Origin of the sequence: Pseudomonas sp. ADPe, assembly GCF_014843515.1 — a bacterium.
Taxonomy (GTDB): Bacteria; Pseudomonadota; Gammaproteobacteria; order Pseudomonadales; family Pseudomonadaceae; genus Pseudomonas; species Pseudomonas citronellolis.
This window is the reverse complement of record NZ_CP062122.1, coordinates 3,883,768-3,899,801: the sequence shown is the minus strand read 5'-3', so window position 1 is coordinate 3,899,801 and position 16,034 is coordinate 3,883,768. Positions and strand designations below refer to the sequence as shown.

Here is a 16,034-nt window from a genome sequence, read left to right as displayed (position 1 = left end):
CATTTTTTAATCTGAGCGCCTCCCGCCAGACTGTCAAGCAGGACGAGAAACCCCATGCCGAAGATTTCCGACGCCCAGCGCGCCAAACGCCGCGAACAGATACTCGAAGCCGCCTGGTGCTGCTTCCAGCACCGAGGCCTGAGCGCCACCACCATGGAGGACATCGTCCGCGAGGCCGGTGTCTCCGCCGGCTCGGTGTACCTCTACTTCGCCAGCAAGGACGAGCTCGTGCTGGCAGCGGTGGATCGCTCGCTCGGCGGGCTGGAGCAAGAGCTCGCGCCGCTGCTGCAGGACAGGACGACACAGCCGCTGGACCAACTGTTGGAGAGCATGCTTGCCGCCCTGCTGCGCTTCGCCGGGCATGAGCGCTTCGACCTGTTGCGCATTGCCCTGCACGGCTGGAGCGAGGCGCAGCACAACGCCGGCCTGGCTGAGCTGATGCGCGGCCACTACACACGCTTCCGGAAGAGCCTGGCGAGCACACTGGCGCGCCGCGCGGAGTTCGCCGCCTCGCCGGAGGACGCCGCACAGTTGCTGCTCTCCCTGCTCCTGGGCTTCATCGCCCAGCGCGGCGTGCTCGCCGACACCGACCCCGCAGCCCTGGTCCGCGGCCTGCGCGCCGCCCTGCTCGGCGACTAGCCGCGGCGGTATTCGCCGGGGGTGATGCCGAACCAGCGGCGAAATGCGCGCTGGAAGGTGCTCTGGTCGGAGAAGCCGAGCATCAGGGCAATGTCGGCCAGCGACAGCGAGCGATCCTGCGCGTACTGCTCGACCAGGCTGCGTCGCACCTGCTCGACCAGTTGCGAGTAATGCGTGCCCTGGGCATCCAGGCGCCGCTGCAGGCTGCGCACCGAGGTCTGCATGGCTCGCGCCACTGCCTCGATGCCCGGCACGCCAAGGGCCAGATTATTGGCCACGAACTGGCGAACCAGCGCCACTTCCGGGTCTCTGTCGATCTGCTCCACGCGTAGCGCCTGCAGGCGCCGCGAAGCCTCCTTCTCCAGCGCCTCGCGCAGGCTGGTGTCGCCATGTTGCAGCGGCAGCGCCAGGGTCTGCGGGGCGAAGTACAGTCGCAGCTCCTCGCAGCCGAAGTGCAGTGGGCAGCGGAACAGCGCCTGTTGCTCGGCAAGCTCCGCCGGCTCCGGGTGCGGGAAGTCGATGCGCGCCGGGGAGAACTCCGGCCCGGCCAGCAAGCGGGTCACCGCCATCCAGCCGGACAGGCTGTACTCGATGACCTGGCGCGAATAGGCCGGCACCGCACCGCGGCGATGCAAGGTCAAGCGCACCAGGCCGTCGACCAGCTCGTATTCGGCGCGGCTGCCGTTGCCCACCAATTGCTCGTAGCGCATGTGCAGCTCGAACCAGTCACGGCTCTGCCGGCTCGTCATCATCAGATGGCCAAGGATTCCCAGGTGGGTCGGACGCATGCTCTGTCCGGCGTGCAGGCCGACGTTGCGATCACCGGTGACCTCTTCGGCCACTTGCAGCAGATGCTCCTCGGCGACATCGGGAATGCGCCGGTCGAGGTCGTCGAGATCGGCCTCCCGCAGGTCGACCATGGCGAGTACGCGCGGCAGGGAAATGCGTTGCTGGCGCAAGTAGTCGGCCAGGCAGCGCAGGTATCCGATGGTGATGTATTGCGTGGTTTCCGGGGAGCGGGAAGCGTTCATGAAAGTAATCTCGGCATGGCGTGGCATCGACAGCCAATCGACGGCATGGGCGGCAAAGACGGAGCATCCAGGTGCTTGGCAAGCTGGTCTCCCACACCCTGGGAGAGCATTCGTGCATGTTCGACATCATCATCAAGAACGGTCTGTACTTCGACGGCAGCGGCGCCTCCGGCAGCATCCGCCATCTCGGCATCCGTGACGGCCGCGTGGCTGTCGTCAGCGAGCAACCCCTGAAGGAATGGAGCTGCGCGCGGGTGATCGACGCCCGGGACCGCTGGGTCATGCCCGGCTTCCTGGAAATCCACTCGCATTACGACGCCGAAGTGATAGCCGCACCTGCGCTCAAGGAATCGGTACGCCACGGCGTGACCACCGTGGCGGTCGGCTCCTGCTCGTTGTCCACCATCGTGGCCTCGCCGCTGGACTGCTCCGACCTCTTCACACGTGTGGAGGCGGTGCCGCGCGAAGCGGTGCTGCCGATGCTCGAGCGCAGCAAGAGCTGGGACCGACCGCAGACCTACCGCGCCTTCCTCGATGAGCACCCGCTGGGCCCCAACGTCTGCGCCTTCCTCGGCCACTCCGACCTGCGCGTAGCAGTGATGGGCATGGAGCGCGCCACCAGTCCGCAGCCGCCGAGCGAGTCGGAGATGCGGCGCATGGAGCAGCTTCTCGAAGAAGCGCTGGACGCTGGTCTGCTCGGCCTTTCGGTAATGACCACGCGGCTGGACAAGATCGACGGCGACCGTGCCTGGTCGCGCCCGCTGCCCTCCACCTTCGCCAACTGGTCGGAGTTCGGCCGCCTGTTCGAGATTCTTCGCCGACGCGGCGGCGTGCTCCAGGGTGCCCCGGACGCAGTCACCAAGATCAACATCTTCGCCTTCCTCTGGCACGCAATGGGCTGGTCCGGACGGCGCCTGCGCATGACCATGCTCACCGCCATGGACCTCAAGTCGCAGCCCTGGATGCATGCCGTGACCCGGGCAGCCGGCTGGATTGCCAATCGCCTGCTGCGCGCCGATTTCCGCTGGCAGATGCTCCCCGCGCCCTTCCGCATCCATGTGCGCGGCCTCGATTTCAACGTCTTCGAGGAGTTCACCAGCGGCGAGTTGCTGCGCGACCTGCGTACCGCCGACGAGCAGTACGGCAAGATTCGCGATCCGCAGTTTCGCGCGCAGTTCAAGCGCGACCTCAAGGCTGTGCTCAGCGTCGGCCTGTGGCACCGCGACTTCTCCGATGGCACCGTGACCCACTGTCCAGAAGGCGCGTTGGTCGGTCGCAACTTCGCCGAGATCGGCCGAACCCTCGGCAAGGACCCGGTGGATACCTTCTTCGACCTCTGCCTGGAGCATGGCGAGGCACTGCGCTGGACCACCCAGTTGGCCAACCATCGCCCGCACGTCATGCACAAGCTGCTGCGCAGCCCGCACACCCAGGTGGGCTTCGCCGACTCCGGCGCGCATATCCGCAACCTGGCCGGCTATAACTTCCCGTTGCGCCTGCTCAAGTACGTCCGCGACGCCTACCTCGAAGGCACGCCGATCATGAAGCTGGGACAAGCCGTGCATCGCACCAGCGGAGAACTGGCCGACTGGTTCGGCCTCGACGCCGGACACCTGCGAGTCGGCGACCGCGCCGACCTGGTGGTGGTCAACCCGGTAGGGCTGACCGACGAACTCGACCAGGTGCACGAGGACGTCATGGAGAACCTCGGCCTGATACGCCTGGTGAACCGCAACGATACGGCGGTCGACTACACCCTGATCAACGGCAACATCGCCTATTCGCGCCGCGAAGGCTTCGCCCAGGACCTGGGCAAGACCCGTCGCTTCGGCCGCTTCCTTCCCTCCCTCGGAGTCCACTGAATGACCACAGCCCTGATTACCGGCGCCTCCAGCGGCATCGGCCTGGAACTGGCGCGCCTGCTCGCCGCCGACCGCCACGATCTGATCCTGGTGGCGCGCAATGCCGACCGCCTGCAGAACCTCGCCGAGGAGTTGCAGCGTAGCCAGCGGGTTCGCGTCGAGATCATTGCCAGCGACCTTGGCCGCCCCGACGGCGTCGACCAGGTACTGCAGAAGCTCGGCGGTGCGCCGGTCGACATCCTGGTGAACAACGCCGGCTGCGGCGAGTTCGACCGCTTCCAGGACGCCGACTGGGCCGACTACCGACAGACCCTGCAGGTCAACATGGTGGCGCTCACCCAACTGACCCATGCCTTGCTGCCGAACATGCTGCAGCGCGGCGCTGGGCAGGTCGTCAATGTCGCTTCCACCGGCGCCTTCCAGCCGCTGCCGTGGATGGCCGTCTATGGCGCCAGCAAGGCCTACGTGCTCAGCCTCACCGAAGCCCTCGCCTACGAGCTGCGCCACACCGGCGTGCGCGTGCTGGCCTACTGCCCCGGCGCCACCGCCAGCGGCTTCGCCTCGGCCGCCGGAGCCGAGCAGTCGAACAACTTCAAGCAGGGCCGCACCGTCGCCCCGGTCGAGGTGGCCGAGGACATCCGCCGGCTGATCCTCAAGGGCCGTCGCGGCGTCGCCGTGCACGGCGCGCTGAACTGCCTGATGGCGCACCTGGCGCCCATGTCCCCGAGGACCTGGGTTATGGCTATTGCAGAACGAACCATGGCTCCCAAAACGCAACGGTGAACCCTCCATGAAATCAGTCGTGATAACAGGCGTTTCCAGCGGCATCGGCCGCGCCACCGCCATCCACCTCGCCGAAAACGGCTTCCACGTCTTCGGCAGCGTACGCAAGGCTGAAGACGCCGAATCGCTGAGCAAGCGCCTGGGCGATACCTTTACACCGCTCCTGTTCGACGTCACCGACACCGCCGCCGTCCAGGTCGGCGCGGCGATCGTTCGCGAGCGCTTGCGCGACAGCACCCTCGCCGGCCTGGTCAACAACGCTGGCATTGCGGTGTCCGGCCCCTTCTCGCACCTGCCGGTGGACGAATACCGCAAGCAGCTCGAAATCAACCTTGTTGGTCCGCTCATCGTCACTCAGGCCTTCCTGCCCCTGCTTGGCACCGAACGTCGGCGCCACGGCGAGCCGGGACGCATCATCAACATGAGTTCCCTGGCCGGACGCATCGGCATCCCCTTCCTCGGCCCATACACAGTGTCCAAGCACGGCATGGAGGGCTTCTCCGAAAGCCTTCGGCGCGAGCTGCTGTTCTATGGCATCGACGTCATTACCCTCGGTCCCGGCCAGATCGCTACGCCGATCTGGGACAAGGGCGAGGAAATGGACATCACGCCGTATGCCGGGCTGGAGATTGCCCCGGCGATGCAGCGCTCGCGCGATCACTTCATCGCCGAGGGCAAGCGCGGCCTGCCCGCCGAACGCATGGCCGAGATCATTTTCGAGGTGCTTACCGAGCGCTCGCCCAAGGCCCGCTACGCGATCATTCCCGACCGGCTGCGCAACTGGACGCTGCCGCTGCTGCTGCCCACGCGGTTGGTCGACCGCCTGATCGCCCGCCAGTACGGAATTCGCCGCAGCTGAACCGACGCAGTCCAGGGGAGCCGGAACGTCCGGCTCCCCTTTTTTGTGCCCGCAAAAAAAAGCACCGGCGCAAGGCCGGTGCCAGATCCGATACCGCATCTTCCCTCCCGGACACCTAACTCAGCGGTCCGAGAGGCATGCGACCACAACAGCTGGCCGCCCTTCGCGCTCTGCCGCCCTGACCGGACCGGTCAGGGCCTTGAAGATGAACACCAGTATCAGGATCAAAACCAGGATGCGGAAGAAACGTTCGACTTTCACTCGAGACATCGGCTCGCCTGTCCCCTTCAATTCATGCTGAGGCCTGCATCATGCAGGCAGGACAACCATAAACAGCCACCGGTTGCCGGGGGAAACTGCTTTTATGGATGCCCTGCATCGATTTTCTGGATGCACTCGCCTTAGCCGCGCAGCGCAGTCACTACTACGGCGGGAGCCGACGTCGACGGCACCCAAGCGGCCAGATGCTCGACACTTCGACGGTAAGGTGCCAGTCCACCGCCTAGCAGCAACGCAGCGAGTGCCACTGCCACGGAGGACACCAGCAACAGCGAGTAACGCAACGCGCGGTCATCGGCGAACAGGTAGTCGGTGAGCAGCGCCACCAGGGTCGGCCCCGCCCCCAGGCCGATCAGTGTGATAACCAACAGGTACAGCGACGAGGCCTGGCCGCGCATTGGGTTTGGCATGATCTCTTGCAGCGCCGCAGCGGCGACGCCGAACGGCATGCTCAGGCAAAACACTGTCGGTGCCAGCAGCAGCGCGGCCAGGCGACCATCTTGCGCCAGCGGAAAGGCCACGACCCAAGGCAACGCGCCAAGCGCGGCAAGGAAGCCAACCCGCATGTTGGCATCGCGATAGCCACGCCGCGCCAGATGCTCGGAAAGGCGACCACCGAAGAGAATGCCCAGGCAGCCCAGCACCAGCACCAGGCCGCCATAGACGCCACCTGCATGCTGGGCGCTCCAGCCATAGGTGCGCATGAGGAATGTCGGCACCCAGGAACTGCTGCCGTAGCCGGCCACCGCCAGGCAGGCGAACCCCAAGTTGTGATGCAGCACAGTACGGCGATTGGCAAGCAGGTAGTCGAATACTTGCGCCAGCGGCACTACGCTGCCAGCGCCAACGCCCTGCCTAAGCGGCTCCCGAATCGCCGACAGCAACAGGGTGAAGACCAGGCCCACAATGCCAAGGAGGATGAACACCAACTGCCAGGATCGGATGCTGCCCAGCAGCGGCAACTCAACGCTTGGCTGCGCAGCCGTGAAGGCCACCGCCAGACTGCCGAGCAGGAAGGCGATACCCGATCCCAGATAGATGCCCATGGCATAGATGCTAAAAGCGGTAGCACGGCGCTCGCTGGGGAAGCTGTCGGCAAGCAGCGAATAGGCCGCCGGCGTCAGCGCCGCCTCGCCAACTCCCACACTGATCCTGCCCAGAAGAAACTGCCAATAGGCTACCGCCAGGCCGCAAGCCGCAGTAGCCCCACTCCACAGCAGGACGCCCAGGGCGATCACGCCACGCCGGCTCCGGGAATCCGCTAGGCGGCCGAAGGGAATGCCACAGACCACATAGAAGAGCGCGAAGGACAGGCCCATCAGCAGGCTCATCTGGGTATCGTTGATCTGCAAGTCGCGACGGATCGGCTCTACCAGCAGGTTGAGGATCTGCCGGTCGACGAAGGATAGGATGGCCGCCAGCAATAGGATCAGCAGCGTGCTCCAGGCGGCCAGAGGGGAAGGATAGGACTCGTCGTGCATGGTTGCATCTCGCCAAGTGGGCCGGCGCCCGGGTGGCGCCGAGACCGGCCGACTCTATGCGGCGGAAAAACCTGCGGGAAATCCATGTTTTGAATTCGGAGAATCCAAAAATCGGATGAGCTGACAGCCCAGCTACAGGATGTGAACGGAGCCTCATCCCGGTCTCATGTCTGCTGGGTAAGCGAAGCCCGCGCGCAGTACCCACTGTGGGCCAATTAGATAAGACGCACCGACCGCCATGGCCAAGGTATCGTGCCAGTTCATCTCTTCGCCAATCGAGCCGAAGCCCAGCGCCATCCCTAGCGCCGGCACGCCGCTATTCTCTGCGAGCAGTTCGTTCATCCGGCTCCAACGCGTCCATGTTGCGCCGACATAGCCAGTCCATCGCTCATCGAAGCGATAGGTCACGGACGTGTCAACGGACTCGGGCAGGGTAACCTCCATCTGGGTCTTGTAGTGGCCATTGAGCCCAAAAGCGGGGGGTGAGTCTGTTACCGAGGTATGCCCTTGCAGGGTGTATCGAACCTTGGAGTGATAAGTCATCCCCCAAGTGGCAGCGTCGCTCAGATCGACCATTAAGCCGAGGTTGTAACCGAAGGCAGTGTCATCGCCTGCGATCTTGATCTCGGTGTCCCGACGAGATGGGTTGAGCGGAGCCGTAGCCAGGTTATTGCGCAACTCGCCCTCGATGCGGTTGATAGTGAGGCCCCCTCCAACGGAGAGGACATCGTTGATGCGATAGCTAACGGTCGGCTGCAACGTGGCAACTTTCACCTCACTATACGAGCCATGGTAACGGCCCTGGAAACTCGACTCGTAGTCGTTGACTAGACCGAAGGGCACATAAAGGCCCAGACCAATACTGAAGTCCTCCGAGATCGGCGAAGAGATGAATCCGAATGGCACCGTGGCGAGGGGCGCGGAGTCCCCCTCGTTAGTGCCCGCCGCCTTGCCGTGCCCGCTACTGATATCCAGGCGCGGTCGAATGACACCAGCGCCACCGCTGACTTCAGCCTGCTTGAGCTTCACCAGACCGGCTGGGTTGCCATGGATGACGCTCGAGTCCAATGCGGTCGATGCCCGCCCCGCGAACGCAGTCCCCGCACCACTGGCGCTTTGCTCGTTGAGCGCAATTCCATTCGCACGCGCCTGAAAGGCAAAAGCGCACGCGGCTATCGTGACCAGGCCTTGAAAGGTCTTCCTGTACATTATTATCGGGCTCCGAGTCGGAAATAGGCCCCTTGCCAGGGGTCGCTACCACGCCCGGACTCTCCGAAGAAGCGCCCGAATATGGCGCTCGCAATCCTATTGGTACGCTGCAGGCCAGAGTGTCTGCCAGCAGACACTCTTCGAGAGAATGGCGTTTGAAACGCCCCAGTGGAGCGCCCTCGGCTGCAACCATCGAGGCGACTTCCACGGCCTGTCTGCAGGCAAAAAAATGAACACGAAGGTCACCGTTCAATCGAACCCGATGTGACCGTCGCTATCCTGCGGCGGGCACTGCGCTGAGATGGCTTACGGGGGTTCATCCTCAGCACACGACATCCGTGCCTAGACACCTGCGGCGCAATACCAATCGACGCCTGACTCATCCTGTTGCCTCGTCACCTTTCCGGAAGCGACCAGGTAGTTCAGATTCGCAAGGCTCTCGCCGGTTGCCATCGTCAGCAGGAAGCCATCGGACATCGTGATTTCGCGCCTGAAGAGGCACTCGAATACGTCGACCGCCCGACGAGGCTGCTTCAGGCGCACGAGCAAATCCGCCAGCAGCCGGTGCTGGAGCTGCAGCAGATCATCCAAGCGGGCATGCAGCCCCCTGAAACACTCATTGTGGGCGGGCAGCACCAGCACGCCATCACCGACTTTGCGCTTGATTTTGACCAGTGTGCTCAACCACCCTTCCATCGGATTGGCATCGGGCTGAAGAGAAGGCACAGAGACGTTAGATCGGAGTCAGAGACTTATTTCTCTCATCGGCAGACAAGTCAAAGATTACGATAATCGACTTCTTGTCCACGCTCCAGGCCCCGTCGATGTCCGAGCAACCCAGCCCAGCCAACGCAGAACAAGCCTCCCCTGCCCGCCCCCGGCGTTTCCGCCGGCCCCGCTGGCTGGAATGGCGACAGCGCCTGGCGTTCTGGGTCGGCGCGCTGCTGGTGGGCCTAGTGGCGCTGGCCTTCGCCTGGCTGGCGGACCAGTCCTTCGCCCTGTTCAAGCGCATGCTCGGCGTCGCCCCCTGGCTGCCGCTGCTGGTCACCCCCGCGGGTTTCGCCCTATTGGCCTGGGTCACCCAGCGCTGGTTCGTCGAGGCCAAGGGCAGCGGCATTCCCCAGGTGATCGCCGCGCTGGAGTCGCCTTCGCGGCGCTTCCGCGCCCAGGTACTGACGCTGCCGGTGGCCGCCGTGCGCATGTTTTTCACCCTGGGCGCGCTGCTGGTGGGCGGCTCGGTGGGCCGCGAAGGGCCCACGGTGCACGTCGGCGCCGCGGTCATCTACGCCTTCGGCCGGCGCCTGGGGCTGCACGGCCGGCGCACCATCGCCGGGCTGATCCTCGCCGGTGGCGCGGCCGGCATCGCCGCGGCCTTCAACACGCCGCTGGCCGGCATCGTGTTCGCCATCGAGGAGCTCAGCCGAACCTTCGAGCAGCGCTTCAGCGGCCTGGTGCTGACCGCGGTGCTGATCGGCGGCGCCGTCACCCTCGGGCTGATGGGCCACTACTCCTACTTCGGCGAGATCGGCGGCAGCCTGCCGGCGGGCTGGGGCTGGAGCGAGGTGCCGGCCTGCGCGCTGCTCGGCGGCCTGCTGGGCGGGCTCTACGTCAAGCTGGTGCTGCCCACCCGGGCCGGCTGGCTGGGCCGCATGTGCCGCCTGCGCGAGCGCTTCCCGGTGCGCTTCGCCGGTGCCTGCGGGCTGCTGCTGGCGCTGCTGGGGCTGGCCTCGGGCAACCACGTGTTCGGCACCGGCTACGAGGAGACCCGCGCCCTGCTGGAGGGCCACCCGATGACCGAGCAGAGCTTCCTGCTGTGGAAGTTCCTGGCCAACGTGGTGTCCTACCTCGCCGGCATCCCCGGCGGCCTGTTCTCGCCCTCGCTGAGCATAGGCGCGGCCTTCGCCCCGCTGCTGGCCCAGTTGCCCGACGTCAACCCGCAGACCTGCGCGCTGCTGGGCATGGGCGCCTACCTCGCCGGGGTGACGCGCTCGCCGCTGACCGCCTCGGTGATCGTCCTGGAACTCTCCCACAGCCCCGACCTGCTCATCCCCATGCTGGCGGCCACGGTCATGGCCGCCACCGTCTCCGGCTGGATCGCACCGGTCTCGCTGTACCACGCCCTGGCGCGGCAGGTCCTCGACAAGCTGGCACCAAATAAACCCTGAGCTAAAAGCAGTCGCGCGCTCTTAGACTTTCGGCTAAAAACCTGGGCAAGCCGGGCGCAAGCGTTCTACGGTTAGTCATTCAGGCACAAGAACAAGAACCTGGAGACCCAGCCATGATCCGACGCACCCGCCTGGCGCTGGCCGGCGCCGCCTTCCTCGCCGTCTGCGCCACCGCCCAGGCCGCCCCTGTCTTCATCAACATCCTCACCGGCGGCACCAGCGGTGTGTACTACCCCGTGGGCGTCGGCCTGTCGCAGATCTACAGCCACGGCATCGAGGGCAGCAAGACCTCGGTGCAGGCCACCAAGGCCTCGGTGGAGAACCTCAACCTGCTGCAGGCCGGCCGCGGCGAACTGGCCTTCGCTCTTGGCGACTCGGTGGCCGACGCCTGGAAAGGCGAGGCCGACGCCGGCTTCAAGACGCCGCTGAAGAAGCTGCGGGCCATCGCCGGCACCTACCCCAACTACATCCAGATCGTCGCCAGCAAGGAGTCGGGGATCACCTCCCTGGCCGACCTCAAGGGCAAGCGCATCTCCGTCGGCGCGCCCAAGTCCGGCACCGAGCTGAACGCCCGTGCGATCTTCAAGGCCGCCGGCCTGAGCTACCAGGACATGGGCAAGGTGGAATACCTACCCTTCGCCGAGTCGGTGGAGCTGATCAAGAACCGCCAGCTCGACGCCACCCTGCAGTCCTCGGGTCTGGGCCAGGCATCGATCCGCGACCTCGCCTCGACCATGCCGGTCAGCTTCGTGGCGATCCCCGCCGAGGTGGTGGCGAAGATCGGCAACAACGCCTACCTGCCGGCGACCATCCCGGCCAAGACCTACGACGGCCAGGACGCCGACGTGCCCACCGCGGCCATCGTCAATATCCTGGTAACCCATGAAGGGGTGAGTGACGAGTTGGCTTACCAGATGACCAAGCAACTGTTCGACAACCTGCCGCGCCTGGCCACCGCCCATGCGGCAGCCAAGGACATCAGCCTGGACAAGGCGGCGAAGAACCTGCCGATCCCCCTGCACCCCGGCGCCGAGCGCTTCTACAAGGAAAAAGGTCTGCTTCCCTGAGCCATGGGCCGGCCCCACGCCGGGGCCGGCCACCGCAGGAGACCCCGAATGAGCGATACCGCCCACGGCCTGCATGCCGACACCGAGCGCTGGCCCGCCAGCCTGTTCGCCGTCGCCCTGGCCTTCTCGATTTTCCAGGTCGCCACCGCGGCCTTTCCGCTGATCTCCACCCAGGTCCTGCGCGCGGTGCACGTGGGCCTCCTGCTGCTGGTGGTCTACCTGAGCTACCCGGCGCGCGGCCATGGCCGTCCCTGGCAACCGCTGGCCTGGCTGCTAGGCCTAGCGGGCATGGCCACCGCGGCCTACCAGTGGTTCTTCGAGGCCGACCTGATCCAGCGCTCCGGCGAGCTGACCCACGGCGACATGCTCATCGGCCTGGTACTGATCGTGCTGGTGTTCGAGGCCGCCCGGCGCGTCATGGGCATCGCCCTGCCGATCATCTGCGCCCTGTTCCTCGTCTACGGTCTGCTCGGCCAGTACCTGCCGGGCGACCTGGCGCACCGCGGCTATGGCTTCGACCAAATCGTCAACCAGCTATCCTTCGGCACGGAAGGCCTGTACGGCACGCCCACCTACGTGTCGGCCACCTACATCTACCTGTTCATCCTATTCGGCGCCTTCCTCGAACAGGCCGGGATGATCCGCCTGTTCACCGACTTCGCCATGGGCCTGTTCGGCCACCGCAGCGGCGGACCGGCCAAGGTCTCGGTGTTCTCCTCGGCGCTGATGGGCACCATCACCGGCTCCGGGGTGGCCAATGTGGTCACCACCGGGCAGTTCACCATTCCGTTGATGAAACGCTTCGGTTACTCGCCGGCCTTCGCTGGCGGCGTCGAAGCCACCTCCAGCATGGGCAGCCAGATCATGCCCCCGGTGATGGGGGCGGTGGCGTTCATCATGGCCGAGACCATCAACGTGCCCTACGCCGAGGTGGCCAAGGCGGCGCTGATCCCGGCCCTGCTGTATTTCGGCTCGGTGTACTGGATGGTCCACCTGGAGGCCCGGCGCAGCCACCTGCACGGCCTGCCGCCGGAGCAATGCCCAAGCGCCTGGGGCGCGCTGCGCCAGCGCTGGTTCCTGCTGATCCCGTTGCTGGTGCTGATCGCCCTGCTGTTTTCCGGGCGTACCCCGCTGTACTCGGGCATGGTCGGCCTAGCGCTGACTGCCATTGTCATCCTCGGCTCGGCGATCATCCTGCGCGCCGGCAACACCTGGCTGCGCATCGCCTTCTGGGTGGCGCTAGGGGTGCTCTGCTCGGGGTTCTTCCGCCTGGGTATCGGCATCGTCTTCCTGGTCATCGCCGCCCTGGCGCTGGCCTGCTTCTTCATCCGCGGCGGCCACGCCACCCTGCGGGCCTGCGTCATGGCCCTGGCCGAAGGCGCCCGCCATGCGGTGCCGGTGGGCATCGCCTGTACCCTGGTCGGGGTGATCATCGGCGTCATCTCGCTGACCGGGGTGGCCACCACCTTCGCCGGCTACATCCTCGACCTGGGTCGCGACAACCTGTTTCTCTCACTGGTGCTGACCATGCTCACCTGCCTGGTGCTGGGCATGGGCATCCCGACCATCCCCAACTACATCATCACCAGTTCCATCGCGGCCCCGGCCCTGCTGGAGCTGGGCGTGCCGCTGATCGTCTCGCACATGTTCGTGTTCTATTTCGGCATCCTCGCCGACCTCACCCCGCCGGTGGCCCTGGCCTGCTTCGCCGCCGCCCCCATCGCCCAGGAGAAGGGGCTGAAGATCAGCTTCTGGGCGGTGCGCATCGCCCTGGCCGGCTTCGTCGTGCCCTTCATGGCGGTCTACGACCCGGCGCTGATGATGCAGGGCGACAGTTGGGCGGCCACGCTCTATATGCTGGTCAAGGCGATCTTCGCGGTGGTGCTCTGGGGCATGGCCTCCATCGGCCACCTCAGTGCCCCCATGCCATGGTGGGAGCGCGGCCTGGCGTTCGCCGCCGGCCTGTTGCTGATCCTCGCCCTGCCGATCAGCGACGAAGCCGGCTTCGCCCTGGGCGCGGCGGTGCTCGGCTGGCACCTGTGGCGCCATCGCGGCGCTGCCGGGCAGCCGGCATGACCGGCCTGTGCCTGGGGCTGGCCGGGGTGGTCTGGGCCAGCCTGCCGCTGCAGCACTTCACCCTGGCCTGGCAGCACAGCATCGAGAAGATCCGCTGGGAGGAGGACTACCAGGTGACCTCTGCCGGCCTGCTGTTGGGCGAGGCGAGAGTGCGCGGCAACGGCGCCGGCATGGAGATTCCGGATGGTGCGGTCCTGCGCGACGGCGCCTGGCACTACCGGCGCCACCTTCCACCGTTGCAACCGCTGCACGCCGGGCGCACGCCCGAGGCCGGCGACTACCAGCTATGCACCGAACACGGCTGCCAGGCGCTGTCGCACTGGCTGGGGCCACCGACGACGGCGACCCCGGCCGTGGATTTCTGGGCCTGCGAGACGACCACAGAAACGTCCCGGCCCCTCTAGCGCAGCAAATCGCGCTCATTCAGCCGACGACGTGCAGGTAGTGCAGGTGCCTTTCGTACTGATCGAGAATGTCGCTGATCACGTCATCGCGGCTCCAGCCCATGATGTCGTAGTCCTGGCCACCCTCGCGCAGATGCACCTCGGCACGGAAGTATTTGCGCGCATCGCTGCTCTCCTCGGTGTCACGCATGACGAAACTGGGTGTGGTGAACGCGCGCGGTCGCACTTCGTAGAGGAAGCGGCCTTCGCCGGCGTGGTCCAGTTCCAGGCTCACGCGGCCGTCTTCGCGTTCGCTCACCGTTACCTCGTAGCCCTGCTTGCGCAATTCGGCGGCGACCTCCTCGCACGCCGGCCTCGCCACCTCGGCGATGAAGCGCGTCACATGGGCACGCCGCGGCAACATGGCGATGTTGCGCAGACGCCGCTGCCAGCCGCCATGGGCATGGGGCGCCTGGCGCGGCGACGGCAGTGCCTGGTTGCGCAGGCCGCGGCGGGTGGCGTCCAGGTGCAACGCACGGAACAATCCCCAGATCGACGCCAGGAGGATGATGGAGAACGGCAACGCACTGGCGATGGTCGCGGTCTGCAGTGCCTTCAGTCCGTTGGCCAGCAGCAGCGCAATCGCCACCACGCCAATGCTCACCGACCAGAAGATGCGCTGCCATAGCGGCGAGTGGTCATGCCCGGACGAGGCCAGCATATCCACCACCAGAGCACCGGAATCGGCGGAGGTGACGAAGAACACCACCACCATCAGTACCGCGACCATGGACACCACGCTCGACAGCGGGAAATGCTCGAGGAAGGCGAACAGCGCCAGCGAGCTGTCCTGGTCGACTATCGCCGCCAGGTCCTGCACGCCATCGGTGAGGATCATGTGGATCGCAGAGTCACCGAAAACCGTCATCCACAGCAGGGTGAAACCGGCCGGTACGAACAGCACGCCACAGACGAACTCGCGAATCGTCCGGCCACGCGAGATGCGCGCGATGAACAGACCCACGAAAGGCGACCAGGACAACCACCAGCCCCAGTACAGCAGGGTCCAACCACCGATCCAGTCCGTGGGCTGGTAGGCGTAGAGATTGAACGTCTTGTAGACGATGTCGGACAGGTAGGCGCCGGTATTCTGTACGTAGGTCTGCAGAAGGAAGACCGTGGGGCCCAGCAACAGCACGAAGAGCAGCAGCACCGCCGCCAGCCCCAGGTTGAGCTCCGAAAGAATGCGGATGCCCTTATCCAGGCCGCTGGCCACCGAAAGCGTGGCCAGGCCGCAGGTAATGGCGATCAGGACGATCTGCACGGTGGGGTTCACCGGCAAACCGAACAGATGGTGGAAACCGCTGTTGATCTGCAGCACGCCATAGCCCAGCGAAGTGGCGACACCGAACACGGTGCCGAGGATGGCGAAAATGTCCACGGCATGGCCGATGGGCCCATGGATGCGCTCGCCGATCAGCGGATAGAGCGCCGAACGCAGCGTGAGCGGCAAGCCCTTGCGGAAGCTGAAGTAGGCCAGGATCAGCCCGACCATCGCATAGATCGCCCAGGCGTGCAGGCCCCAGTGGAAGAAGGTGATCTTCATCGCTTCGCGCGCGGCGGCTACCGTGCCCGGCTCACCCACCGGCGGCGTGGTGAAATGCATGACCGGCTCGGCGACGCCGAAGAACATCAGGCCGATGCCCATGCCGGCGGAAAACAGCATGGCGAACCAACTGCTGCTGCGGTACTCCGGCTCGCTGTGGTCGGGGCCGAGCTTGATATCGCCATAGCGACTGACCGCCAGGAACACGACGCTGATCAGGATCAGCGCCACCGCGAGGATGTAGAACCAGCTGGCATTGGTGATGATCCATTGCTGCACGTCGTTGAACAACGCTTGTGCCTGCTCCTGGAAAACGGAGGCATAGAGCACCAGTACCAGGATAAGCACTGCACTGCTGTAGAACACCGGTGGATTCAGGGTACTCCTTGGCTTGGATGGGGCATTCATTGCGGGTTTTCTCCTTTGAATCTGTGTGCCGAAGCACAGCGGAAAACCTATCAAGGGTAACAAGCATGGCCTGCTATCCCTACCGCAAATGGGAAATGGGTGCTTTTTTCGCCGAGTAATTCCTGGCTCTCCAGCCAGCGTGATGACGCTTACGCAACGGTGCGAACGTGAGGCGCTGGTACTTCA

General features: G+C 65.4%; 14 protein-coding genes. 8 read left to right on the top strand and 6 right to left on the bottom strand.

The genetic code is table 11. The annotated features are described in order from the left end of the window. Positions 1-54 precede the first annotated feature (54 nt). Positions 55-639, top strand: a complete 585-nt coding sequence (locus IG194_RS17585; protein WP_058488369.1) for a TetR/AcrR family transcriptional regulator — start codon at positions 55-57, stop codon at positions 637-639. Here IG194_RS17585 and IG194_RS17580 read toward each other — a convergent pair. Next, positions 636-1,670: an AraC family transcriptional regulator gene (locus tag IG194_RS17580; RefSeq protein WP_058488368.1), complete on the bottom strand. Its 1,035-nt coding sequence runs from the start codon at positions 1,668-1,670 to the stop codon at positions 636-638. The genes IG194_RS17585 and IG194_RS17580 overlap by 4 nt on opposite strands. A 116-nt stretch (positions 1,671-1,786) precedes the next feature. On the opposite strand from IG194_RS17580, the gene IG194_RS17575 reads away from it, so the two are divergent. From IG194_RS17575 to IG194_RS17565, 3 genes are read left to right on the top strand one after another with little or no spacing between them, the layout of a single operon-like run. Continuing rightward, on the top strand, positions 1,787-3,532 hold the full coding sequence (locus IG194_RS17575; RefSeq protein WP_058488367.1) for an N-acyl-D-amino-acid deacylase family protein: 1,746 nt from the start codon (positions 1,787-1,789) through the stop codon (positions 3,530-3,532). Then, positions 3,533-4,315: an SDR family NAD(P)-dependent oxidoreductase gene (locus tag IG194_RS17570; RefSeq protein ID WP_058488366.1), complete on the top strand. Its 783-nt coding sequence runs from the start codon at positions 3,533-3,535 to the stop codon at positions 4,313-4,315. It abuts the gene before it with no gap. 7 nt (positions 4,316-4,322) lie between these two features. Beyond that, a complete protein-coding gene (locus tag IG194_RS17565; RefSeq protein WP_058488365.1) occupies positions 4,323-5,174 on the top strand; it encodes an SDR family oxidoreductase in 852 nt (283 codons plus the stop codon). A gap of 120 nt (positions 5,175-5,294) precedes the next feature. Here the strand turns inward: IG194_RS17565 and IG194_RS17560 are convergent, their stop codons facing one another. From IG194_RS17560 to IG194_RS17545, 4 genes are all read right to left on the bottom strand, one after another. Then, positions 5,295-5,435, bottom strand: a complete 141-nt coding sequence (locus IG194_RS17560) for a hypothetical protein (RefSeq protein ID WP_160329400.1) — start codon at positions 5,433-5,435, stop codon at positions 5,295-5,297. Positions 5,436-5,575: 140 nt separating this feature from the next. Beyond that, positions 5,576-6,934, bottom strand: coding sequence for a spinster family MFS transporter (locus IG194_RS17555; RefSeq protein ID WP_058488364.1), 1,359 nt, complete (start codon positions 6,932-6,934; stop codon positions 5,576-5,578). Positions 6,935-7,087: 153 nt separating this feature from the next. Continuing rightward, positions 7,088-8,143, bottom strand: coding sequence for an OmpP1/FadL family transporter (locus tag IG194_RS17550; protein WP_058488363.1), 1,056 nt, complete (start codon positions 8,141-8,143; stop codon positions 7,088-7,090). Between the two features lie 342 nt (positions 8,144-8,485). Next, complete coding sequence (locus tag IG194_RS17545) at positions 8,486-8,827, bottom strand: hypothetical protein (RefSeq protein ID WP_141679707.1); 342 nt, start codon at positions 8,825-8,827, stop codon at positions 8,486-8,488. Positions 8,828-8,967: 140 nt separating this feature from the next. Here IG194_RS17545 and IG194_RS17540 point away from each other — a divergent pair, with 140 nt between their 5' ends. From IG194_RS17540 to IG194_RS17525, 4 genes are all read left to right on the top strand, one after another. Continuing rightward, the gene (locus IG194_RS17540; RefSeq protein WP_058488361.1) at positions 8,968-10,308 is read left to right on the top strand and encodes a chloride channel protein; all 1,341 of its coding nucleotides are present in this window, start codon (positions 8,968-8,970) and stop codon (positions 10,306-10,308) included. 113 nt (positions 10,309-10,421) lie between these two features. Beyond that, positions 10,422-11,375 carry a TAXI family TRAP transporter solute-binding subunit gene (locus IG194_RS17535; RefSeq protein WP_058488360.1) on the top strand — a complete coding sequence of 318 codons (954 nt, stop codon included), beginning with the start codon at positions 10,422-10,424 and terminating at the stop codon, positions 11,373-11,375. A 48-nt stretch (positions 11,376-11,423) separates the two neighbouring features. Next, positions 11,424-13,451 carry a TRAP transporter permease gene (locus IG194_RS17530; protein ID WP_058488359.1) on the top strand — a complete coding sequence of 676 codons (2,028 nt, stop codon included), beginning with the start codon at positions 11,424-11,426 and terminating at the stop codon, positions 13,449-13,451. After that, the gene (locus tag IG194_RS17525) at positions 13,448-13,855 is read left to right on the top strand and encodes a DUF1850 domain-containing protein (protein WP_024767251.1); all 408 of its coding nucleotides are present in this window, start codon (positions 13,448-13,450) and stop codon (positions 13,853-13,855) included. The genes IG194_RS17530 and IG194_RS17525 overlap by 4 nt, the downstream gene beginning before the upstream one ends. Before the next feature lie 19 nt (positions 13,856-13,874). On the opposite strand, the gene IG194_RS17520 is transcribed toward IG194_RS17525, so the two are convergent. Further along, entirely contained in the window at positions 13,875-15,848 is a 1,974-nt protein-coding gene (locus tag IG194_RS17520; protein ID WP_058488358.1) for a BCCT family transporter, read from the bottom strand. Positions 15,849-16,034: the final 186 nt, after the last annotated feature.

Coding starts and splice junctions, on each gene's coding strand:
- IG194_RS17585 (WP_058488369.1), top strand. CDS start 55: ATGCCGAAGATTTCCGACGCCCAGCGCGCCAAACGCCGCGAACAGATA.
- IG194_RS17580 (WP_058488368.1), bottom strand. CDS start 1,670: ATGAACGCTTCCCGCTCCCCGGAAACCACGCAATACATCACCATCGGA.
- IG194_RS17575 (WP_058488367.1), top strand. CDS start 1,787: ATGTTCGACATCATCATCAAGAACGGTCTGTACTTCGACGGCAGCGGC.
- IG194_RS17570 (WP_058488366.1), top strand. CDS start 3,533: ATGACCACAGCCCTGATTACCGGCGCCTCCAGCGGCATCGGCCTGGAA.
- IG194_RS17565 (WP_058488365.1), top strand. CDS start 4,323: ATGAAATCAGTCGTGATAACAGGCGTTTCCAGCGGCATCGGCCGCGCC.
- IG194_RS17555 (WP_058488364.1), bottom strand. CDS start 6,934: ATGCACGACGAGTCCTATCCTTCCCCTCTGGCCGCCTGGAGCACGCTG.
- IG194_RS17550 (WP_058488363.1), bottom strand. CDS start 8,143: ATGTACAGGAAGACCTTTCAAGGCCTGGTCACGATAGCCGCGTGCGCT.
- IG194_RS17540 (WP_058488361.1), top strand. CDS start 8,968: ATGTCCGAGCAACCCAGCCCAGCCAACGCAGAACAAGCCTCCCCTGCC.
- IG194_RS17535 (WP_058488360.1), top strand. CDS start 10,422: ATGATCCGACGCACCCGCCTGGCGCTGGCCGGCGCCGCCTTCCTCGCC.
- IG194_RS17530 (WP_058488359.1), top strand. CDS start 11,424: ATGAGCGATACCGCCCACGGCCTGCATGCCGACACCGAGCGCTGGCCC.
- IG194_RS17525 (WP_024767251.1), top strand. CDS start 13,448: ATGACCGGCCTGTGCCTGGGGCTGGCCGGGGTGGTCTGGGCCAGCCTG.
- IG194_RS17520 (WP_058488358.1), bottom strand. CDS start 15,848: ATGAATGCCCCATCCAAGCCAAGGAGTACCCTGAATCCACCGGTGTTC.